At 57.2% G+C, this 20,779-nt stretch carries 27 protein-coding genes; 9 read left to right on the top strand and 18 right to left on the bottom strand.

Annotated features, from left to right (window positions below; all coding sequences use genetic code 11):
- Positions 1–4 precede the first annotated feature (4 nt).
- From BXY66_RS13470 to BXY66_RS13490, 5 genes are all read left to right on the top strand, one after another.
- Positions 5–784: a transglycosylase SLT domain-containing protein gene (locus BXY66_RS13470; RefSeq protein ID WP_243694383.1), complete on the top strand. Its 780-nt coding sequence runs from the start codon at positions 5–7 to the stop codon at positions 782–784.
- Between the two features lie 63 nt (positions 785–847).
- Positions 848–2,875 carry a flagellar biosynthesis protein FlhA gene (gene flhA / locus BXY66_RS13475; protein ID WP_243694395.1) on the top strand — a complete coding sequence of 676 codons (2,028 nt, stop codon included), beginning with the start codon at positions 848–850 and terminating at the stop codon, positions 2,873–2,875.
- Positions 2,872–3,645, top strand: a complete 774-nt coding sequence (locus BXY66_RS13480; RefSeq protein ID WP_243694384.1) for a flagellar biosynthetic protein FliR — start codon at positions 2,872–2,874, stop codon at positions 3,643–3,645. The genes flhA and BXY66_RS13480 overlap by 4 nt, the downstream gene beginning before the upstream one ends.
- The gene (locus BXY66_RS13485; protein ID WP_132860801.1) at positions 3,642–4,730 is read left to right on the top strand and encodes an EscU/YscU/HrcU family type III secretion system export apparatus switch protein; all 1,089 of its coding nucleotides are present in this window, start codon (positions 3,642–3,644) and stop codon (positions 4,728–4,730) included. The genes BXY66_RS13480 and BXY66_RS13485 overlap by 4 nt, the downstream gene beginning before the upstream one ends.
- Positions 4,727–5,149 (top strand): hypothetical protein, encoded by a 423-nt coding sequence (locus tag BXY66_RS13490; protein WP_132860803.1) that lies wholly within the window; start codon positions 4,727–4,729, stop codon positions 5,147–5,149. Before BXY66_RS13485 ends, BXY66_RS13490 begins: the two co-directional genes overlap by 4 nt.
- A 19-nt stretch (positions 5,150–5,168) precedes the next feature.
- Here the strand turns inward: BXY66_RS13490 and BXY66_RS13495 are convergent, their stop codons facing one another.
- The 9 genes from BXY66_RS13495 to BXY66_RS13535 are packed head-to-tail and all read right to left on the bottom strand — an operon-like array spanning position 5,169 to position 9,747.
- Complete coding sequence (locus tag BXY66_RS13495; RefSeq protein WP_132860805.1) at positions 5,169–5,678, bottom strand: flagellar basal body-associated protein FliL; 510 nt, start codon at positions 5,676–5,678, stop codon at positions 5,169–5,171.
- Between the two features lie 12 nt (positions 5,679–5,690).
- Entirely contained in the window at positions 5,691–6,419 is a 729-nt protein-coding gene (gene flgH, locus BXY66_RS13500) for a flagellar basal body L-ring protein FlgH (RefSeq protein WP_132860807.1), read from the bottom strand.
- Positions 6,420–6,431: 12 nt separating this feature from the next.
- Positions 6,432–6,854, bottom strand: coding sequence for a flagellar basal body P-ring formation chaperone FlgA (gene flgA, locus BXY66_RS13505; protein WP_132860808.1), 423 nt, complete (start codon positions 6,852–6,854; stop codon positions 6,432–6,434).
- Position 6,855: 1 nt separating this feature from the next.
- Complete coding sequence (gene flgG, locus BXY66_RS13510; RefSeq protein WP_132860809.1) at positions 6,856–7,641, bottom strand: flagellar basal-body rod protein FlgG; 786 nt, start codon at positions 7,639–7,641, stop codon at positions 6,856–6,858.
- Between the two features lie 11 nt (positions 7,642–7,652).
- Entirely contained in the window at positions 7,653–8,369 is a 717-nt protein-coding gene (locus tag BXY66_RS13515) for a flagellar hook-basal body complex protein (protein ID WP_132860811.1), read from the bottom strand.
- A 2-nt stretch (positions 8,370–8,371) separates the two neighbouring features.
- On the bottom strand, positions 8,372–8,641 hold the full coding sequence (locus tag BXY66_RS13520; protein ID WP_132860812.1) for a flagellar biosynthetic protein FliQ: 270 nt from the start codon (positions 8,639–8,641) through the stop codon (positions 8,372–8,374).
- Positions 8,641–8,934 carry a flagellar hook-basal body complex protein FliE gene (fliE, locus tag BXY66_RS13525; protein WP_132860813.1) on the bottom strand — a complete coding sequence of 98 codons (294 nt, stop codon included), beginning with the start codon at positions 8,932–8,934 and terminating at the stop codon, positions 8,641–8,643. The genes BXY66_RS13520 and fliE overlap by 1 nt, the downstream gene beginning before the upstream one ends.
- Before the next feature lie 16 nt (positions 8,935–8,950).
- Positions 8,951–9,337, bottom strand: a complete 387-nt coding sequence (gene flgC / locus BXY66_RS13530) for a flagellar basal body rod protein FlgC (RefSeq protein ID WP_132860814.1) — start codon at positions 9,335–9,337, stop codon at positions 8,951–8,953.
- Positions 9,338–9,363: 26 nt separating this feature from the next.
- Positions 9,364–9,747, bottom strand: a complete 384-nt coding sequence (locus BXY66_RS13535) for a FlgB family protein (RefSeq protein ID WP_132860816.1) — start codon at positions 9,745–9,747, stop codon at positions 9,364–9,366.
- 86 nt (positions 9,748–9,833) lie between these two features.
- Between BXY66_RS13535 and BXY66_RS13540 the strand changes: the two genes are divergently transcribed.
- Positions 9,834–11,168 (top strand): FliI/YscN family ATPase, encoded by a 1,335-nt coding sequence (locus BXY66_RS13540; protein ID WP_132860818.1) that lies wholly within the window; start codon positions 9,834–9,836, stop codon positions 11,166–11,168.
- 57 nt (positions 11,169–11,225) lie between these two features.
- Here BXY66_RS13540 and BXY66_RS13545 read toward each other — a convergent pair whose 3' ends face one another.
- From BXY66_RS13545 to BXY66_RS13570, 6 genes are all read right to left on the bottom strand, one after another.
- Positions 11,226–12,011 carry a DUF1217 domain-containing protein gene (locus tag BXY66_RS13545; protein WP_132860820.1) on the bottom strand — a complete coding sequence of 262 codons (786 nt, stop codon included), beginning with the start codon at positions 12,009–12,011 and terminating at the stop codon, positions 11,226–11,228.
- The gene (flbT, locus tag BXY66_RS13550; protein WP_132860821.1) at positions 12,011–12,412 is read right to left on the bottom strand and encodes a flagellar biosynthesis repressor FlbT; all 402 of its coding nucleotides are present in this window, start codon (positions 12,410–12,412) and stop codon (positions 12,011–12,013) included. Before flbT ends, BXY66_RS13545 begins: the two co-directional genes overlap by 1 nt.
- Entirely contained in the window at positions 12,412–12,786 is a 375-nt protein-coding gene (flaF, locus tag BXY66_RS13555; RefSeq protein WP_132860823.1) for a flagellar biosynthesis regulator FlaF, read from the bottom strand. Before flaF ends, flbT begins: the two co-directional genes overlap by 1 nt.
- 84 nt (positions 12,787–12,870) lie before the next feature.
- Positions 12,871–13,713, bottom strand: a complete 843-nt coding sequence (locus BXY66_RS13560; RefSeq protein ID WP_132860825.1) for a flagellin N-terminal helical domain-containing protein — start codon at positions 13,711–13,713, stop codon at positions 12,871–12,873.
- A 208-nt stretch (positions 13,714–13,921) separates the two neighbouring features.
- On the bottom strand, positions 13,922–14,281 hold the full coding sequence (locus BXY66_RS13565; protein ID WP_132860827.1) for a flagellar biosynthesis protein FlgN: 360 nt from the start codon (positions 14,279–14,281) through the stop codon (positions 13,922–13,924).
- Entirely contained in the window at positions 14,271–14,573 is a 303-nt protein-coding gene (locus BXY66_RS13570) for a rod-binding protein (protein ID WP_132860828.1), read from the bottom strand. Before BXY66_RS13570 ends, BXY66_RS13565 begins: the two co-directional genes overlap by 11 nt.
- 115 nt (positions 14,574–14,688) lie before the next feature.
- Between BXY66_RS13570 and BXY66_RS13575 the strand changes: the two genes are divergently transcribed.
- The 3 genes from BXY66_RS13575 (at position 14,689) to BXY66_RS13585 (ending at position 17,780) form a co-directional block, all read left to right on the top strand.
- On the top strand, positions 14,689–16,140 hold the full coding sequence (locus BXY66_RS13575) for a flagellar hook-length control protein FliK (RefSeq protein WP_132860829.1): 1,452 nt from the start codon (positions 14,689–14,691) through the stop codon (positions 16,138–16,140).
- Between the two features lie 9 nt (positions 16,141–16,149).
- Complete coding sequence (locus tag BXY66_RS13580; protein WP_132860831.1) at positions 16,150–16,845, top strand: flagellar hook capping FlgD N-terminal domain-containing protein; 696 nt, start codon at positions 16,150–16,152, stop codon at positions 16,843–16,845.
- Between the two features lie 128 nt (positions 16,846–16,973).
- Positions 16,974–17,780 (top strand): aminoglycoside phosphotransferase family protein, encoded by an 807-nt coding sequence (locus BXY66_RS13585; RefSeq protein ID WP_165929184.1) that lies wholly within the window; start codon positions 16,974–16,976, stop codon positions 17,778–17,780.
- Here BXY66_RS13585 and BXY66_RS13590 read toward each other — a convergent pair.
- Genes BXY66_RS13590 through BXY66_RS13600 form a run of 3 tightly spaced genes read right to left on the bottom strand, consistent with a single transcriptional unit; the run spans position 17,750 to position 20,777 of the window.
- A complete protein-coding gene (locus BXY66_RS13590) occupies positions 17,750–19,075 on the bottom strand; it encodes an NAD(P)/FAD-dependent oxidoreductase (protein ID WP_132860834.1) in 1,326 nt (441 codons plus the stop codon). The two genes, BXY66_RS13585 and BXY66_RS13590, sit on opposite strands and share 31 nt — an antisense overlap.
- A complete protein-coding gene (locus BXY66_RS13595) occupies positions 19,072–19,890 on the bottom strand; it encodes an ABC transporter permease (RefSeq protein ID WP_132860835.1) in 819 nt (272 codons plus the stop codon). Before BXY66_RS13595 ends, BXY66_RS13590 begins: the two co-directional genes overlap by 4 nt.
- Positions 19,887–20,777 (bottom strand): ABC transporter permease subunit, encoded by an 891-nt coding sequence (locus BXY66_RS13600; RefSeq protein WP_132860837.1) that lies wholly within the window; start codon positions 20,775–20,777, stop codon positions 19,887–19,889. Before BXY66_RS13600 ends, BXY66_RS13595 begins: the two co-directional genes overlap by 4 nt.
- Positions 20,778–20,779 lie beyond the last annotated feature (2 nt).

The following is a 20,779-nucleotide window of genomic DNA, read 5'->3' on the forward strand; positions in this document are numbered from 1 at the left end:
CAGAATGAAAAAACAGAAGTTTTTCAACGTTTTGACGCGCGTTTTTGCGTCTACTTTCCAGCGACTCGCATGGCGAATCGCGACCCTGTTCACATGTCTTATGTTCGCAATGCTCTCCCCTGCCCTCGCGCAGTCGACAGGAGCAGATACCTGCGATCGCGTTGCGCGGATTGCTGCCAGTGAAACCGGCGTACCAGTCGAGGTGCTCATGGCCATAACCCGCACCGAAACCGGACGCCGCGCCAACGGCGTTCTGGCTCCATGGCCATGGACTGTGAACATGGAAGGCACGGGCAAATGGTTCGACACACGTGAAGAGGCGCTTGCCTTTGCCACTGCTGGTCTGAAAACCGGCAAGCGGAGCTTTGACGTGGGCTGCTTTCAGCTGAACTACCGCTGGCACGGTGAACACTTCAACGATGTGGAACACATGTTCGAACCGTTGGAGAATGCCCGTTACGCTGCAGACTTTCTCGCGCGTCTCTTCAGCGAGACCCAATCCTGGGACTCCGCAGCTGCGGCCTATCATTCCCGCACGCCAAAATACGCAAACAAGTACAAGGCGCGGTACAAGCAAATACTGGCAAACCTGCCAGACTTGCCAAAACTGGGCGTCGTCGCGCGTTCCGCAGGCGATGTGATCTCGCCGCGCGTAGCCGCGGTTCAGCAAGCCCGCGTCAACGCCTTTCCGTTGCTTCGCAAGGGTGCGCAGGTTACGGGCATGGGCTCTCTGGTGCCGTTGGGTGGCGGAGACGGCCAGCCCCTTTTTGGCGGAGGGATCTAAGCTGTGAACGGATTCTCCACGAAAGCGCTGTTCAGTCCCACAATACTTCTGGCGCTGGCCCTGATGGCGATTATCGTCATGATGATCCTGCCGATGCCGTCGTTCGTTCTGGACGTCGGCCTTGCTGCATCTTTCGCCCTCGCAATCCTGATTTTCACCGTAACGCTGTTTATCGAACGTCCGCTTGATTTCTCGTCTTTCCCGACGATTCTGCTGGCTTCGCTGATGCTGCGCCTGTCGTTGAACGTGTCATCGACAAAGCTGATCATTGGTCAGGGCCACACCGGCACCAATGCCGCAGGCGACGTGATCGAAGGCTTTGCCAACTTTGTCATGGGCGGAAGCGTGTTCCTTGGTCTTGTTGTATTCGGCGTTCTGTTGATCGTGAACTTCATGGTGATCAACAAAGGTGCGACGCGGATGGCCGAGGTTGGCGCGCGTTTCGCTTTGGACGGAATGCCCGGCAAACAGCTTGCCATCGATAGCGACATGGCTGCCGGTGCCATCGACCACACCGAGGCGAAAGCCCGCCGCGAAATGGAACAGCAGGAAACCACGTTCTTCGGCTCGCTCGATGGTGCGTCCAAGTTTGTGAAAGGCGACGCCATCGCCGGCCTACTGATCACATTGATGAACCTTGTCATGGGCCTCGTCATGGGCGTTGCTGTTCATGGCATGCCGATGGGTCAGGCGTTTGAAACTTACGCCATCCTGACGGTGGGCGACGGCCTGGTCACACAAATTCCCGCGGTCATCATCTCGATTGCGTCGGCGCTGCTTCTGGCCCGTGGTGGCAACAAGGGCTCCACCGATATGGCCCTTGTCGGCCAGCTGGGTGCCCACCCCGCGGCAATTGCTACCGTTGCCGTTCTGATGGCGCTTTTTGCGCTGGTGCCCGGTCTTCCATTCATTCCCTTCATCGCAGGCAGCGCCGCTTTGGGGGCGGTGGCCTACTACCGGTATCAACACCTCGAAGAGGAAAAAGACGCCACCGAAGAGGAAGAAGAAGCCCCGGTCGCCGCCAAGGAAAAATCCATGGGCGACGTGCTGGATCTTGATGACATCCACGTGGAGTTCTCCACCGACCTCATCAACATGGTACTGGACCCCGGCACAGGTCTGGACGCACGCATCACCAATATGCGCACGCATGTTGCATCGACCTTCGGCCTCATCCTTCCGGAAATCCGTCTGACCGACGAACCCTCCCTGCCATCCGGCTACTATGTGATCCGCGTGCAAGGCGTCGAACAAGTCCGCGCGCGTCTGCAACCCGAAAGGGTTCTGGCGCTGGCCGGTGCCAATCCGAGCATTCTCCCCCCTGGTGAGGATGTTGAGGAACCGGTCTACGGAGCGCCCGCGCGCTGGATCGAACCCGAAGCACAGGAAAAGGTTGCCATCGCAGGCATCACGATCGTGTCTCCGGGCGAGGTCATGGCGACGCATCTGCTTGAAGTCATCAAGCGCAACTTCGGCCGTCTTCTGACCTTCAAGGCCCTGCGCCGTATTCTCGACGAAATGACAAATCTGTCGGACCAGCACCGTGCAAATGCCAACCGCAAGCTTTTGGATGAGTACATCCCCGACAAAGTGCCCGTCGATCTGTTGCATCGCGTTCTGCGCATATTGCTCGAGGAGCAAGTCTCGGTTCGCAACATCCCGCTGATCCTCGAAGCCATTGCAGAGGCTCGCCATTCGCACGTTTCACCAGAAATGATTGCGGAGATGGTGCGGCAACGTCTTGGCTTCCAACTTGTCTCCGACCTCAAACGCGATGATGGCACCATCCCACTGGTGCAGCTGGCGCCGGAATGGGAAGACACTTTCGCGACCTATCAGGTTGACGGAGATGGCGCGAATGCAGACGTCGCCCTGCCGCCGGATGTGTTCAACACGCTCGCGCAGTCCGTCGCGGACCGTCTGAACGACGCCGGAAACAACGGAATATTTGCCGCCCTTGTAACTTCCACGCGTCGCCGCCGCTTCCTGCGCACAGTCTTGAGCGCCAAGGGCATCAGCAATCCCGTGCTGTCCTTCGAGGAAATCGGCTTGGACGCGCGGCCTGCTTTGGTGGGCGTCGTCAACACATGATGGAAGAAGCCCTCATCCTGCTGACAACATGGCAAGCCGCGCTTTGGCACGGCTTCCTTGTGTTCATCAGGGTGTCTGCCGCAGTGGCTTTGGTTCCAGGCTTTGGCCAGACGTACGTGCCGCCGCGCGTAAAACTGGGCATTGCCATCGCCTTTACGATCATCGTAGCGCCGGCCATACCGGTCTTTGATAGCGCGGAGCCGAGCTTTGCTGCCACTGCGCGCTACTCTGTTACAGAGGCCCTTTCCGGCGTGATTATAGGCCTGAGTTTGCGCATGTTCATTCTGGCTCTGCAAACGGCCGGGTCTATCGCTGCGCAATCCACCTCGCTGGCCCAGTTGCTTGGTGGCGCTGGCGAACCCATGCCGGCGATTGGTCACCTTCTTATGGTTTCGGCCATTGCGTTTGCCTGCACGATGGGGCTGCACGTGCACCTCGCGCGGTTCTTTATCAACTCTTACATGCTGTTTCCCCCCGGGGTTTTCCCGATCGCTTCGATCATAAGCGAGTGGGGTGTCAGCCATATTGCCTCCGCCTTCGGGCTCGCCTTCAAACTGTCGGCTCCCTTCATGATGGTTTCCGCGCTTTATAACCTGATGCTTGGCGTCATTAACCGCGCCATGCCACAGCTGATGGTCGCCCTCATTGGTGCGCCGCTTATCACTTTCGGCGGCCTGTCGATTTTGCTTTTGACCGCCGGCACCATCATCACCGTGTGGTGGAAGCTGATGGAAACCTTCATGTTTGATCCTTCGCGAGGCATGCTATGAGCGGGCAGGACGACGATTCAGACAAGACCTATGAGCCGACACCCAAAAAGCTCGAGGACGCCCGAAAGAAAGGCGACATAGCCAAGTCGCAAGACGTCAACGTTGTCGCCTCATACGCTGGATTGCTGATCATACTTACTGCGGCCGGTGCCACCACCATCGGGTCTGCCGGTGAAGGGCTTATGGTGCTCTTGGATCAAGCAGATTCAATCGCCCCGATGTTCTTCGAAGGGAACACATCAGCTCCTTTCAGCGGCATCATGTGGCAACTCGCGAAATCCGTGGCGCCCTGGTTCATTGCCCCGATGGTGGCCGTCATCCTCGCACTGGTTGTTCAGCGTTCCATCCTGTTCACACCCTCCAAGTTGAAGCCCAAGGGCAGCCGTCTCAATCCGGTTTCCAACGCTAAGAACAAGTTCGGACGTACAGGCCTGTTCGAATTCGCAAAAAGCTTTGCGAAACTGGTTATTTTCGCTGTTTGCCTCGGTTTTCTGCTAAGGGCGCGCCTGCCGGAAATGACCCACGCCATTCAGTTGGACCCATCGATGGTGCCAGCGATGCTGGGCAAAGTGATGTTGGAGTTCCTGACGATTGTGGCTGTGGTCGCCGGGGCCATCGCGGCGGTCGACTATATGTGGCAGCACGCGGAGTTCATGCGCAAGAACATGATGTCCCGCAAGGAGCTGATGGATGAATCCAAGGACGCCGAGGGCGATCCCTACATGAAACAGAAGCGCCGTCAAAAGGGTCAGGAGATTGCCAGCAAGCAGATGATTCAGGACGTGCCGGACGCAGACGTGGTGATCGTCAACCCGACCCACTATGCTGTGGCGCTCAAATGGACGCGCCTGCCCGGCGAAGCACCAGTCTGTGTGGCCAAAGGTGTCGACGAAATCGCGGCTCGTATCCGCGAAAAAGCACAGGAGAGCGCCGTGCCGATCCACAGCGATCCGCCAACAGCGCGTGCCCTGCACGCAGTTGTGGAGATTGGCCAGGAGATTCCACCGGAGAACTACCGTGCTGTGGCAGCTGCGATCCGCTTTGCTGACGAAATGCGCCTCAAGGCGCGGAGACGTGTGACATGAACAGCGACCTGAAAGATCTTCAGACGATTACGCAGGCCAAGTACCAGAAAGCGCAGACTTCGATGCAGGCCGTGCAAAAGGAAGAGGACCGCCTGCGCCGTCTGCTGGCCGAGCTTTCCGAAAAAGAACAGTCCGGTCGGAATGCCATGGCGCAGGACAACACATTGCAGCGTACCGGCGGGGACGTGAACTGGAGCCGCTGGGTGGCGCACAGTCGCCGTATCATCAACATGCAACTGGCTAACGTGCTTGTGCGCAAAGAGAGAGCCTTTCGCGACCTACAGGCGCACTTCGGGAAAGCAGATGTCATGGATAGATTGGTAGAAGAACAGACACAGGCCTGCCGCATGGAGCGGCAGGCCTCGCTGATCAATTCTATTCTGGAATTGGGGCTCAGCACCGGGCGAAATCCCCGCTGAGCCGCAAACGCTGATGGCGTTAGGACACGTCCTGACGCGTGATTTCCAAGATAATGACGTCAGTGACGTCTTCTCCGAAGATAGCGTGTGTCACTTCAAAGAAGTTGCGGCGCAGCTTTGCAAGCCGCGACGAATTGGTGAAAGAGCCGTCAAACCCGCCGATATTGGCATAATCGAACATCACCTGAAGCAATGCCCCCCGCAGGCGCGGTTCGTTCTCGATGATCTTTTCCTGCGCTTCGGGCTTGGTTTCCAGCGCTACGCTGACCAACACCAAAGACTTCATCCTGCCGTCCTCGACAACTGGAATGACGAACTGGTCCTCAAGTTCGAGATAGTCCAGCGCATCGGAGGCTTCCGACGCGATGTGTGGAAGCTCTGCCTGCGCGGTCTCCTCGTGCGCATCGCCGGCTTCGGCAGCCTCGTGGTTCTCGACCGGCGCAGGGGCCGGGCGGAGCATAACGCCCGCCCCGATGCCCGCACCGATCCCGACAACGGCCAAAACGATTGGAAGCAGTTTCTTGATCATAAGAGGCTCCGATCAGAAGGGCAGCACGGTTTCCATGACCTGTTGGCCGTAGCGCGGCTGCTGCATGTCAGTGATCTGGCCACGTCCACCATAGGACACGCGGGCAGAAGCGATTTTCTCGATCGAGATCGAGTTCTGGCGCGAAATGTCCTCCGGGCGGACAAATCCCGAAATCAGCAGCTCGCGCAGCTCGAAGTTCACACGCAGTTCCTGCGAACCCTGAATGGCCAGAACGCCGTTGGGCAGTACATCAACGATCGTGGCTGCAACCATCAGCTCAAGCTTCTCCGAACGGTTCACAGAGCCATCACCGCTGGCCTTGCTGCTTCCGCCCAGCTCAACCGCGTTCTCCATGGAGGCGCCGCCGGGCAAGTGCTGGTCGATGCGCTGAGGGATGCCAAACAGCTGCGGTACCGTCATGCTTTGCGATCCGCTTCGGCTGCGTGATGTCTTGTTGTCGATGGACGCGTTTTCATCCAGTTCGATCACCACGGTCAGGATGTCACCGCGTTTTACCGCACGGCGGTCGCCCAAAAGGGATTTTCGGTTCCGCGACCAAAGAGAGGCTTCGTCAGTGTTGCGCGTCACATGAGACGCTTCCGGCAACGGCGGCGTCATCATCGCGTATTGTTCCTGGGACTCGTTCACCGGAGTCATCTTGGGCGGCTTGCCAATGTTGGTTGTGGTGCAGCCCATCACCGCGAGCGCAAGGCCCATCATCAAAACAGTCAAAAATCGCACGGTTTCTACCCCTTAGTTTGTAACTCGGACACTTCCGTCCGGCATGACGGTTCCCGTCACTGTTGTTCGCGAGCCAATGTTCATCACGCGCAGTCTTTCGCCTTCCCCAGCGCGATCCAGAGCACGGCCCTCGGTCTCGATCTGCAGGCCACTGCCTGCGAAAATCAGCGTCACCACTTGGTTGCGGTCCACGAGTGCCGGTGCGCCGACATCATCCAGTCGGATCGGACGTCCCGGATACAAGGATTTGCGCGCTTCCTGCCCCAAGACCTGTTCGGGATTGTCGTAAACCCCTTCCGCGCTTCCGCGCTTCAAGCCGATTGCGTCGGCCGTGATGATGGTGTTGGCACGAATGATCTTTGTTGCGACCACGATTTCGGCGGAAACCGACGTGGCACCAAGGATCAGACAAAGGCTGGCAAGAAGGCGTTTCATGTTACCTGACCGCAGTTGTGGCCGACAGCATCTGGTCGACGGCCGTGATGACTTTGGCGTTCATTTCATAGCCCCGCTGTGCTTCGATCAATTCGGTGATCTCGCGCACAGAATCCACCGAGCTGCCTTCCAGATAGCCCTGGCTCAATGTGCCAAGACCGTCTTCACCCGGCTCAGCCACAAACGGGTTGCCGGAAGCTTCGGTTTCGCGGAACAGGTTGCCGCCAATGGCTTCGAGACCCTTGGCGTTTGAGAAGCCGACCAGAGTAAACTGACCTAGAAGTTCGGCTTCTACTGCGTCGTCAAAATATGCGTAGACCTCGCCGGAAGCGTTGATCGAGATGCTGCGGGCGTCGTCCGGAATCGTGATCTGCGGAGCCACAGCAAAGCCGTCGTTTGTCACGATCAGACCATCAGCGCTACGTTTGAAGCCACCGTCGCGAGTATAGGCCGGCTCACCATTCGGCATTTCGACCTCAAAGTAACCCTTACCCTCGATCGCCACATCCAGGTCGCCACCGGTTTCCTTAAGGGCGCCCTGTTCAAGGTGCAGAGAGATCGCCGAAGCGCGCACACCGAGACCCACTTGAACACCGGTTGGCAACAGCGAGCCGTCGGACGACGAAACCGCGCCCGCACGGGAAACTTGTTGATAATGAAGGTCCGCGAATTCGGCGCGACGGGCATTGTAGCCCGTGGTCGACATGTTCGCGAGGTTGTTCGAGATGGTGTCAACGCGCAGCTGCTGAGCGCTCATACCTGTGGCTGCAATTTTTAGAGCTTGCATGATGCGTTCCTTTACTGGCCTTTGATGGCTCTTAGTGCTTCGCGGATCCGGTTATCTTCGGTTTCGCCAAAGCTTTGTCCCATTTCATAGGCGCGCTGCACCTGAATCATTCGGGTGATCTGATCGATCGGGTTCACGTTGGAGTTTTCCAGAAAACCCTGAACAACTCGTGGATTTTCAACAATTTCTGCGCCTTCAGGCGATTCAAATAGAACACCGCTTTCTCGGTTCAGAGCGTTGCGGTCCACCGGTTCAAACACACCGATTTGACCGACCAGCTGTCCGTCCGCGCTGATCGTACCGTCGGTACCGACATCAATCGTTCCGGCATCCGGCGGGATGAAAATCGGTGCACCACCGGCATCCATCACCAGATGCCCGTCCATGTTCACCAGATCGCCCTGTGCATTGGGAGTGAAGTTGCCCGCGCGGGTAAGACGCTCGCCATTTGGCGTTTCCACCATAAAGAAGCCGTCGCCTTCGACTGCAAAGTCAAAGGTGCCGCCGGTCTTGGTCATGGCCCCTTGAACCATGGACGTGGTCTGCACGTTGGCCTTTGCCATCGACAGGCTGCGTGTGCCTGGTTCGGCATGAACGAATTCGGTGAACGTCACCCCCTCGGCGCGATATCCGGTGGTCGCGGCGTTGGCGATATTGTTGGCAATCACTGTCATTTCGCGGTTCAGACCCGACTGGCGGGTCAAACTGGTATAAATCGAGTTGTCCATTGTTACCCTCCAATGATCATCGGAATGATCTGGTTCTGAAAGAACGAGACCAGCGTCTGCGCCATGAAGCCCATCGACACCCAGAACACGAGCACGATGGCCAGCAATTTGGGCACAAAGGTCAGCGTCATTTCCTGAATGGAGGTCAGTGCCTGAAACAGGCCGACCGTCACACCGGAAACCAGCGCAACCCCTAGGATCGGTGTCGAGATGATCACCGCGACCCAGAGACCTTGACGAAGAGTGTCGAAAAAGAGGGCTTCAGTAAGCATCAGACCGGCATATTCAGAATTTCTTTGTAGGCCTCGACCACCTTGTCACGCACGGTGACGGCGGTTTCCACGGCCAGCTCGGTTTGCGCCAGAGCCTGCACAAGAGTGTGCGAGTCGGCCTTGCCGGTCATGGACGCCATGGCCACGTCTTCGCTCTCGCGCAGGGTGGCGGCGAATTCCTTGGCAAAACCTGCAAAGGCGTTTTGGGATGGCTCGCTACCGCCTTCGGCCGGACCAGTGGCCGGTTTGGATGCGGTGTACTTCTGAGCGGCTAGGACGGTGCTGACTTCCATGCCTCTTTCTCCTTATTTACTTACGCAACAAGTCCATCAGGCCCGACTGCATTGCGCGGGTCTGTTCGAACATTTTCAGGTTGGCTTCGTAGCTGCGCTGCGCCTCGCGGGCGTCAGCGATTTCGATGATCAGATCCACGTTGGACCCGGTGTAGTGACCGGTATCATCCGCAAGAGGGTGACCGGGATCATAGATTTTGACACGTTCCTTCTGGTCAAGGCGCACCGGACCAACTTCGACTTTGGGGCTGTCACCGGACATGGTGGCCTCAAAGCTGACGGTCTTGCGGCGATAACCGGGCGTGTCGGCGTTCGCGATGTTTTCGGACGTGTGGCGCAGACGCGAAGCCTGTGCGCGAAGACCACTGGTGGTCACGTCCAGCGCGGAAGAAAAATCACCCATTTCTTGGGTCCTTTCCAGTGAGATGCTTAGCGTCCGAGAGAGGTGCGGATGACGCCAAGCGAATGCTTGTAGACTGCCAGCGCGCGGTCATGCTGGCGTTTGACTTCAACGGACTTCAACATCTCTTCTTCCAAAGTGACGCTGTTTCCGTTCGGGGAGACTTCGTATGCAGACTCAAATGCAGAGGCGTCACGCGCCTCAAGCGCGCCGCCCAGGTGACCCTCCCGGGTCACACGCATGGCCGTGTTGCCGGCTTCGGAGCGGTAGATCTCCTTAAAAGGAGTGATGTCCCGCGCGCGATAGTTCGGCGTGTCTGCGTTGGCCATGTTCTCGGCCACAACAGCCTGGCGGCTCGCTGCGTGCGAGGCCATGGCGTGTGAGACCTTGAATATTTCAAGCGATTTGAACAACGGGGTTTCTCCCTCGGATGACTTAAACGCAGGCTTAACTCTGATTCCTTTAGAAAGTGTTTGCGACGACTGAGTTGGAGAAACCAATGAGCGATCAAGGCTTGAAATGCCTCGGCGCTGAGCTTGAAAGAGTTCAGAAAATCAAAGACATAGGCCGCATTGCCGCGGTCGAGGGCAACCTTTTACGCGTTAAGGGACTTGGTGCGATCTCCCGAATCGGGGATTTGCAGGAAGTGCACCTTCACGACGGCAAAACCATCTCTGGTGAGGTGATTCAGCTGCACGGCAGCGAAGTCACCATGATGCCGGACATCGCACCGGACGGAGTGGCGATTGGTGACCGTGTTGTACAACGCGATCAGATTGGCATTGCACCATCTGATTCCTGGGTTGGCCGGATCATCGACCCGTACGGGCGGCCGCTAGACGGTAAGCCCCTGATGCGCGGTCCGGAAATGCGGAACCTGAAAAACCCGCCGCCTCCGCCTGCCGAACGGCGCGGGCTGGGCACACGCCTGGAAACCGGCATGGCGATTTTCAACACCCTGCTGCCTCTGGTCAAAGGCCAGCGTATCGGCCTCTTCGCAGGATCGGGCGTGGGTAAATCGACATTGATGGGGCAATTCGCCAAGCACATGGACGCCGACATCGCCGTGATTGCGCTAGTGGGCGAGCGTGGCCGCGAACTGCGCGAATTTGTCGAACATGTGCTCGGCCCGGAAGGACTCGCACGGTCGATCGTTGTCGCAGCAACGTCCGACCAGTCGCCATTGGTGCGCCGTCGCTGTGCCATGGCAGCCATGAGCGTCGCGGAACATTTCCGCGACAAGGGCAAACACGTTGTCTATATGGCCGACTCGATCACCCGTTTTGCCGAAGCGCACCGCGAGGTCGCGGTCGCAAGTGGCGAGATGCCGGCACTGCGAGGGTTCCCGCCTTCGACATCGCACATGATTATGTCTTTGTGCGAACGCGCCGGCCCCGGCCGCGGCGGTCAAGGTGACATCACCGGTATCTTCAGTGTTCTTGTCGCGGGATCCGATATGGAGGAGCCCATCGCGGATATTCTCCGAGGCGTACTTGACGGTCACGTCGTACTTGACCGGAAAATTGCCGAACGCGGGCGTTTCCCAGCGGTCGATTTGCTGCGGTCCGTTTCCCGCAGTTTGCCCGCGGCCGCCTCCGCACAGGAAAATGCCTCGATCACCGAAGTCCGGCGGTTGCTTGGCGCCTATGAACAATCCGCAACAATGATCCGTGCCGGTCTGTACAACGAAGGCACTGATCCGATTCTGGATGTGGCCATCAAGGCTTGGCCGGAAATAGACAATTTTATGAGCGGCATGGACAGCCCGTCCATTCAGGATGCTTTCAACCGTTTGATGCTTCTGTTGCGACGTTCGGGCGCCAAGGTGAACTAACAAAAAACGCGCCCGAAAGGGCGCGTTTTTTTTGGGTCGTCGAAAGGTTCGGACAGATCAGAACTGCAACAATTGCAAGGCGATCTGACCGGAGCTTTGTACCTGGAAGGTGTCGATCTGGGCCATCAGCAGATATCGCTGGTTGAGCTTTTCGATCGCGGCCGGATCGGAAAACTGGGCGATCTCGCTGTCACCCATGAAACTTTCGGTACGTTTGCGCAGTTCATCAACCTGACGGTCGATGTCCAGCGAACCAAAGGAGTCGGGCAGTCCAAGGGCGGTCTCGAAAACAGATCGCAGCGGCTCGGAGCCGAGGATCGAATACCACATGGTGTTTTCGCTGACGTCGTCATTGGCGATCTTCGCCAGCTCGCGCTCGGCGTTCAACGCCAGACGGAGGCTTTGATCCATGTTGCCAACCGCCGCCTCGAACTGTCGTTCGTTAAAGGCATCGATGATCTGGTTGGCGAATTCCGGATCCTTTGTATTCGGCACCTCAAGGTCACCAAAGCCAAAGGCTTCCGTGATCTCGACGTAGCGATTATCGGCCATCCGGTTGGCCAGCGCGTCGTCCGCTTCGACACCCTGTTCAAGGATGTTCTGGACGAAGAACTTGTTGTGGATGTCGTCATCCAGGCTAAAGGCGCCCAGCGCAACTTTCATCAACCGGTAGTCGCTGACGAGATCTTCGGCAGTTTCGACATTCCCGATGTTCTCGGCGAAGTACTCGACGTCGCTGACAATTTCAGGGGATTTTTCGAACGCAGCGGTCTGCGTGTCCATTGTCTGTTTGAGCAATGTCCACGCTGTGAGACCAGTGCCAACGACCATCGGCTGATACATTACTTGGCAACCGCCAGAAGGCGCTCCTCTCTGGGCAGAAGAACCCGCAAGGCTTTCAGACCTTGGTAGTGGCGTCCGGCGATAACGCTTTCAGTCGCCAGTGCCAGCTGTTTGCGGCTGTCGGGGTCCGTGAACACTTGGCTCAGATCCTCGATGTGGCGCAGCAGCATACGCTCGACTTCTTCCGGTTCGGAATCGCCCGACAGCACCAGCTGCAGGGCATAACAGGCGCGACGCACGGGCGTATTTGCCTGTTCGGGGTGAATGGCATCACGCAGGCGCAAAATGTGCGCGTTCGGCGTCATGATGGACAGCCGGCTGCGGCGGTCACCGTTCTCGATAACGGCACCATTTACGAGAACCCGCTCTTTGGGGCTCAGTTTCAGTACAAGACCACTCATTACTTGGATGCTCCGCCTCTCAGACCGCGCATTACGGCGGTGTTAATTTCAACCAAGGGGGCGACGTTCGCCTTACCGGAAAGCACCTTGGAAGTGTGCTGGCGGGTGAACTCGGACAGATAAATCAGCCGGTCCTTCAGATCCTTTGGCATGGGGTTGTTTTCGTTCGCCAGGTCAACGTTGAAAGTGGACCATAGCCGGCGGTTGTCGTGCAAAGCATTGGCGAGTTCGCCAAATGCAGATTTGCCGAGTTTGCTGGTGGCGATCATGCGTCGGGTCATCTGGCCCAACAGCTCATATTCGGTTTCTTTGAATGACCGCGTTGTCGTTTGAGCAGCGCGATAGGCATTCTTTGCGTCAATGGCAGCGTTCACGTCGTAGCCCTACCTTCTGGTTTCGATGACGGAATTAAAAAAGGGGGTGGCTGGGGCACTTTTTGTGCCCCAGCCGTCAAGCGCTTAGCGGAAGAGCGACAGCAACTGCTGAGGTGCCTGGTTGGCAATCGACAGTGCCTGTGCGCCGAGCTGCTGCTGAACCTGAAGCGCCTGCAATTTAGCAGAAGCTTCTTCCATATCGGCATCAACAAGTGCACCAATACCGGAAGACATCGAGTCAGCAAGTTTGCTCACGAACTCACCCTGGTCGCTCAGACGGGACTGAGACGAACCGAGAGCAGCTGCGCCGTTAACGGCAGTCTGCAGGAGAGCTTCGATGTCGGTGATCGCGGTCTGTGCAGTTGCAGAGTCCGTGATGCCGGTACGAGTACCGCCAACGATGTCGTTTTCAAAGTCAACACCGTCAACAGTGATGGTCGAAACGGTCGGTGCGTTGGAGCCGACGCGGTCGATCGAAGAGATTACGGAGATACCGGTACCACCGTTACCGTCCGTATCGGTTGCCAGCAGGTTCACGCCGTTGAACTGGGCGCCACCTACGATAGAAGCAATCTGCTCCTCTTTGGCTGCGATGTCTGCTTCGATTTTTGCGTGGTCAACGTTGTCACCGGACGCCTGGATCGCCAGATCCTTCATTTCGGTCAGAAGGGAAACAACCTGCTCGGAAGCGTCGGATGCAACAGCAACAGTTGCTTCACCGAGAGACAGCTGGTCGCCGATCTGTTTGAACGAAGATTGGTCGGATTCCATGACCTTGGACACGGCCCAGATGGCGGCGTTGTCGCTTGCTTTGTTCACGTCCTTACCGGTCGCGATCTGCGACTGAACACCTTCCAGGTCGCTGTTGATGGATTTCAGGGTCTGCAGCGCAACCATTGCGCCGTTGTTGGTCAGAATGCTGGACATGGCATTATTCCTTGTGTTGACGATTTTTCGTCGTGTCATGTTTTGCGCCCCAAAACGGAAGCGCTCTCTCATCGTCGTTCTGACTGTTACCGACCGGTCTTCCTGGTTCGGTGCCACCCGTCTTGGGCGCAGGGGCACCTTTGCCCCCTAAATGCTAATGGAGTGCTAAACGCGTCAGGTGAGATAAGACGCATTTGACTCAATTCCCTCAGGAGCGTTTCTCGAAAGTGCTGCCCGAAGTCATAGGAACAGCGTAGCGCTGGCCCTGGTTTGTGTAGGTCTCAAGAGTGTTCTTTACGCGCGCGAGATCCTTCATACGGTCCATTACGGTGCGGATACCGTTCATTGCCGCTTCCAGCAGTGGCTGGTTGTCTTCGGATTTGTTGCGCAATGCCAAAAGCTCCTCGTCGGAGGCGCCTTCATGATCCTTGAGTTGTTCAAAGAGGGTTTCTTTGCGCTCCAGAAGATCAGGTAGACGATGCAATTCACCCGCTTTCAGAATAGCGCGCTCGTCGTCCATCAGGGCGTCGATCTCAGCGATCAGGTCTTTCTCTTGTTTACGAAACATCCTGTCTCTCCTTCAGAGCATTAAAGAACGCTTCCGCAAGGCCAATGCCGCCGGCATCAACCATGGCACGCGCCTGTTCCATGCGCAGGAAGCTGGAAAACTGATCTTCGCCGGCACCACCGCCGAATGATTCGTTGGTTTTGCCGAGGCCAGCGGACTCGAGCATTTCGGCCAGAAAGGTGACCTCAAGCTCCTTGGCAGCCTCTTGCAATTTTTCATCCACAGTCTGTGGCGAAGGCCCTTTGGCGTTCAGGTTCTGGGCCGGAACATCAGGGTTGATCGGGGTAAACATTCAAACTCTCATCAGATTGGGAGTGGTTTTTCACCTTCTGCCTCAGCACCGGTAAAGAAAGTGGTAAGGAAGTTCAGACTAGGTGGGCTCAGGCGGAAGAATTCCCGGAGCACCCATGTTGAAACTGCCCTTTATGACGACCAGCGCGCCCGCATCGGACGCAACCAAGGCCAAATCGACTCAGAATTCCCAGTCGTCCGAACGTAAGGACAAAGGCTCGGACTTTTCTGATGTCTACGACCAATCCAAGCGAGACGACGGATCGCAACCTGTTGAACCTGTTCAGAAAAGAGACGACCAGGCGCAACCGGCGAAGACCGATTCGACCGAAAAAACGCAGCCGGCAAATCCGGCGGATGGTGAGGCTGAAACCAAGGTTGCGTCCAAGAATAAAGACGAACTTGGCAGTGTTCTGAGCGAGAAAATCGCTGCAAAAACCGACGAAAAAGCGGCCGGACCAATGGCAAAAACGCCGGCTGAAGAGGCTTCCGCCTTTGCCAAAACGATTCGTTCTCTGGAAAAAACCGGGGCTCAGCCCGAGGGCCCGACCAAAATTGAACAAACTCCCGGAGCCGTCGACATAAAATCGCGCACCGCCAACACTGATGGCGCCAAGGCCGCGAAAATGAACTCGTCCACCGTGTCCGGTCTGGCTGTTGAAACCGCAGACGAGCTTGATCCGATGCGTGTTCAGGTACGCGCAACCGGCAGCGCAGGCAGCGCCGCCGTGCAGGCGAACCTGCAAGCCAACGCGCAGGCGACTCCGCAAGCCGGTGCGGCGCAGGCGGCTCAAGCACTGGCTGATGCCCAGTCGGCCAAGCAGGCACAGACTGGCGAAGTCGATGCGAAGTCGAACCCGAAGGTCAAGACGGCACCAACGGAAGAAGCGACGGCGGTGCAGCCACGTGAGCAAACTTCCGCGGCGACTGCCACCACCTTGTCCTGGCGTCCACAGTCCACGGAACAGGCCCAACAGCAGACTCAGGCGAACGCCGGTGCGACCGGTTTGTCTGTGGGATCTGAGGGCGATTCGACCCAATCACTGGACGGTTTGATCGGCGCGCGTGAAGACAGCGTTGCCCGCCAGACCAATGCAGGCACCGATATTCAGCAGCAAACCCGTTTCAGCCAGACCAACCACAACCCGGCACAGGTTGTGAAACAGGTGGCTGATGCCGTGAAAGCCTCTGACAAGGGCATCATTGAGCTGACCATGGACCCGCCGGAACTCGGCCGCCTTCGCGTGGCAATGACCGAGGCCGCAGGCGTCATGAACGTCACCATCACCACAGAACAATCCACCACGTCCGAATTGATGCGCAAACACATCGAACTGTTGCGCAAGGACTTCATGGAAATGGGCTACGAAGACGTAACCTTCTCTTTTGAGCAGGGCGACTTCAACGGGCAGCAAAGCTCTGAACAGCCCCAATGGGCCGGAGAATCCGGCAGCGCAGGCGCAGCACATGACGCTGATTCGGCAAATGCCGACCTTGCAACCAGCACCCCACAGACACCCCAACCCACGCCCACGGACGGTTCCGGCGGGCTGGATATCAGACTCTAGGAATTCCACATGGATTTCATGACCACCCAATCGACGAGCCCGTCGGTACAGTCCAACTCGATGGGCGCGAACACATCTTCGTCCCAGACCAGTCCGGCGATTAACTCGGATTTTGAGACCTTTCTCAAAATGCTGACCACACAAATGCAGAACCAGGACCCGCTCGAGCCGACCGATTCGACAGAATTCACTGCACAACTTGCGCAATTCTCCGCTGTGGAACAGCAGGTTCTGACCAACGAAACCCTCGCCACGGTAAGCGCACAGCTTGCATCGCTAAGCTCTACCAGCATGGCGGGCTGGATTGGTATGGAGGCTCGCGTGGCGGGTCTGGCGCACTTTGACGGTGCAACTCCTGTCGAGCTTTATCCGATGGCCAACGAGGCTGCAGATGACGCCTACCTGATCGTCAAAGACGAAAACGGTGATGAAGTCGATCGGGTGAAGATCGATCCGTCGGCAGAAACCGTAACTTGGGATGGTCTTGACGAGAACGGCCAGCCATTCCCCGAGGGCAACTACGTGTTCCAGACGCAGAGTATGGCTGAAGGCAAAGAGCTCGACACTGTACTTGCCGAAACCTACACCCGCATCAACGAAGCTCAGGCAAGCACCGGCGGAATGGTCCTTATCGGTGAAGGCGGAGCCAAATACCTTTCCGTTGATATTGTCGGTCTGCGTGAACCGGCCAAGGTCGAGTCTTGATAAGACTGGCCCGCTAAACTAGCTTCGCGGCGCTTTCATCAAGGAGCGCCGCGCTGACCTCCCTTCCTTCTTCCCCGCCAGTTTCGGTTGTAAACGCAGCCCGTTCGGCCCTTGGTCTGACGGGCGTCGTGACGTGGCAACCATTGTTCGGCGGTCGGACCAACACCGCCTGGAAAGGCGAATGCGGTTCTGAGGCGTTTGTGGCCAAACTATACAGTGGTCCCGCGCGCAATCCGTTGTTCCCCAACGATCCTGACGCAGAACGACGCTTGCTTCTTGCCCTGGCCGACGGCGGAAACACACCCGTTTTTCGTGCGCAACTTCAAACCGAATCGGGCGTGTGCAATCTGTATGATCACATCCCCGGCGAAATCTGGCGTGATGGAGTAACCGACGTTGCCCGCCTGATGGCTGACCTTCATGCTCATCCTTGCCCTGAGGGTCTGCGAACTGTGCCAGACGGGTCCGATGCCCTGCTAAAACAAGGGCAGGAAATTTTGTCAAAATCTAGCGATTCCCCTACGCTGGAAGCCCTAAAACCCCTAGGCCACGTGCCCGCATCTAACCTGCGCCGCCTTTTGCATAGTGACATTGTCCCCGGGAACCTGATTCGGAACACGAGCGGTCTGTTTCTGATCGACTGGCAGTGTCCCGCGACAGGTGACCCGTGCGAAGATATTGCGGTTTTCCTGTCCCCAGCCATGCAGTTTCTCTATCGCGGTGCGCCTTTGACAGAGGAACAAATCGCTGCATTTTTTGACGCCTATGGGCATCCCGAGACTGCCACGAGGTACCGCGCGCTGACCCCGTTTTTTCACTGGCGCATGGCCACCTATTGCCATTGGCAAACCGACAATGGTCGCACCGACTACGGCGCAGCGCTCACGCTCGAACTCGAAGCGCTTCAGAGGTCGCTCAATTCGAACCCGACATAGGCCGGATACATCAGCAACCGACGGAAACGCCCAAGCGGAAAAGGTTTGGGTGGACGGCGCAACACGTCGGGATGAGGCAAACCGGACCTCCCCAGAATGTCCTCTGCTAGCAAGGCACCGGCATAGCTACCCATCGCCACACCGTTCCCATGATAGGCAAACGCCGCGTATAACCCTTCTTCTTCGGGCACGGCGCCCGCAAAGGGTGTCAGATCGCGTGACAAACAGACAAAACCCGTATGGAACCATGGCGTCTCAACGTGCCGCCACTCCGGAAAGAGGCGCTCAAAATGAGCGCGAATTTTGTGCCGGATGCGGTGATGCACTGTTTCCGAAGTGGTGATTCCGCCACGCATCCCAAAAAGGAACCGACGGTCCGGCATCAAACGGAAGTAGTGGATCAGGCTGCGGCTGTCATAGGCCATTTGCGAGGAAGTCCACCCCTGCGACCGCAACTCATCATCCGTCAACGGCCGCGTCACGATGATGCTGGATTGCGCCGGCAGATATCGACCTGCCATCCATGCGGGTATTGCCTCGCTGGAATAGCCGTTGGTCGCAATCACCAGCTTTTCGGCGCGCACCGTGCCTTCTGGTGTCTTCAATGACCATTTCCCGTTGTCCCGTTTCGCGTCGGTCACCGGAGAGTCACCAAATATCGTCGCGCCGGACTGCTCCACCGAATTTGCCAGTGCGGAAACATACTTTCGCGGGTTCAGGGCGAATCCGACAGGTAAAGTCGCGGCACCGTGAAAGTCGCCACCGAGGCCGTGTTGGCGCAATTCCTCTTTCGGGATGACCGTAGATTTCGTCCCGAAAAGCGAATCGATATGGGCAGCCTCGTCGGCAATTGCCCGCATCGCCGACGGTTTGTGGGCCAAGATCGTTTCGCCGTCACTGTGCCGGTCTACATCCCAGCCCGACTCATCGATCATCTGTTCGACAAACTCCACCGCCCCCTTTTCCGCCATGAAAAATGCGCGAGTGGCGTCAGCGCCATAAGTGCGTTCCATGCCAGCGGCATCCAGCATAGCCCCACCAAGACAGCAAAATCCGCCATTGCGTCCCGAGGCGCCCCAACCAACTTGTTTGGCCTCGAGAATAACCACCGACATGCCTGCCTGTGCCAACCTCAAAGCGGCGTTCAGCCCCGTGAAACCGGCTCCGATTATGGCGACGTCTGCCTCCACTGCCCCAGCGGCAGTTCCCCGATCAGGGATCGGCACGGAGTCGGCCCAAAAGCTTTCCGAAACGGGACCGTCACCATAAGAAAACGGATCACAAATCCGGGTCATGACACGCGTTCGGCCGCCCGTTCCTCACGTTTTTGGCGTACAGCCTGATGTTTGGTAATGAGCGATGCGGTGATCACCCCGATTGTCACCAGAACGATCATGATCGTTGAAAGTGCGTTGATTTCCGGGCTGACCCCGAGGCGTACAGAACTCCAGATTTTCATCGGAAGTGTGGTTGCCGCAGGACCCGACGTGAACGATGCAATCACCAGATCATCCAGCGACAGAGTAAAGGCCAGCAACCAGCCTGAAATCACCGCTGGCGCAATGATTGGCAACGTCACAAGGCGGAACGCCTGAAATGGAGAACAGCCGAGGTCCAGCGCGGCCTCCTCCAAAGACTGATCGAAACTTACAAGCCGTGAACTGACGACCACAGATACGTAACACATCGAAAAGGTGGTGTGTGCCAAGACAATAGTCATGATGCCACGGTCGACATTTAAGCCAATGAACAGCAGCAGAAGCGACAGACCGGTGATCACCTCGGGCATAACCAGCGGCGCATAGATCATGCCGGAAAACAGCGTGCGCCCGAAAAAGCGTCCGGACCTCACCATCACATAGGCCGCCATAGTCCCCAGAATAGTGGCGATCGAAGAACTGATCACAGCAACCTTAAGTGTCACCCACGCCGCATCCAGCATGGCCTGATTGGACAGCAATTCTCCGTACCATTTGGTCGAGAAGCCAGCCCAAACGGTCACAAGCTTGGACTTGTTGAAGCTGTAGACGATCAGAATGATCATCGGCACATAAAGAAAAGCGAAACCGAGCGTCAGAGACGTCGCATTGAACCAGCTGAACCTCCTCATCCTTCGGCCTCCCGCTGCTTCTGCTCGTTCCGTTGGAACAGGATGATTGGGATGATCAGGATCAGCAGCAGAACCACTGCAACTGCGCTGGCCACCGGCCAGTCGCGGTTGGAGAAAAACTCGTCCCACAGTACCTTACCGATCATCAGGGTTTTCGACCCACCCAACAGCGAGGGGATCACGAATTCCCCGATCGTCGGGATGAACACGAGGAAGCACCCGGCGATTACGCCTTGTTTGGACAATGGTGCGGTTACCAGCCAGAAGGCGGAGAATCGGGAACATCCGAGGTCTTCCGCCGCTTCCAGCAGGCTGTCATCCATACGATCGAGCGAGGCATAAATCGGCAGGATCATGAACGGCAGATAGGTGTAAACGATACCGATATAGACCGCGATATTGGTGTTTAGGATTACCAAAGGTTCCGAAATCACGCCCAGCCACATCAGGAACTGGTTAAGCACACCTTCTTTGGCCAGAATGCCCATCCATGCATACACTCGGATCAGAAAGCTGGTCCAGAACGGCAGGATAACCAGCATCAACAGCATCGGTCGCCATTCTTCAGGTGCCCGTGCCATGCCATAGGCCATGGGATAGCCAACTAGCAGCGTCAAAAACGTCGCAAAAACAGCGATCTGCAGGCTGGAAAGATAGGCCTTCCAGTAAAGCTCATCTTCTGTGAGCCAGACATAGTTTTCCAGATCAAGTTGGCTGAAGAAGGATTTGATGCCTTCCCAACCTGCCGCCAGATCGAGCTGCGGCGTATATGGCGGGATAGACATGGCCAGATCCGACAGCGAGATCTTGAGCACGATGACAAACGGCACAAGAAACAGTGCCAGAAGCCAGAGGTACGGGACCAGTATGAGAGCCAGACGACGCATAC

Source organism: Shimia isoporae (assembly GCF_004346865.1).
Lineage (GTDB): Bacteria > Pseudomonadota > Alphaproteobacteria > Rhodobacterales > Rhodobacteraceae > Shimia > Shimia isoporae.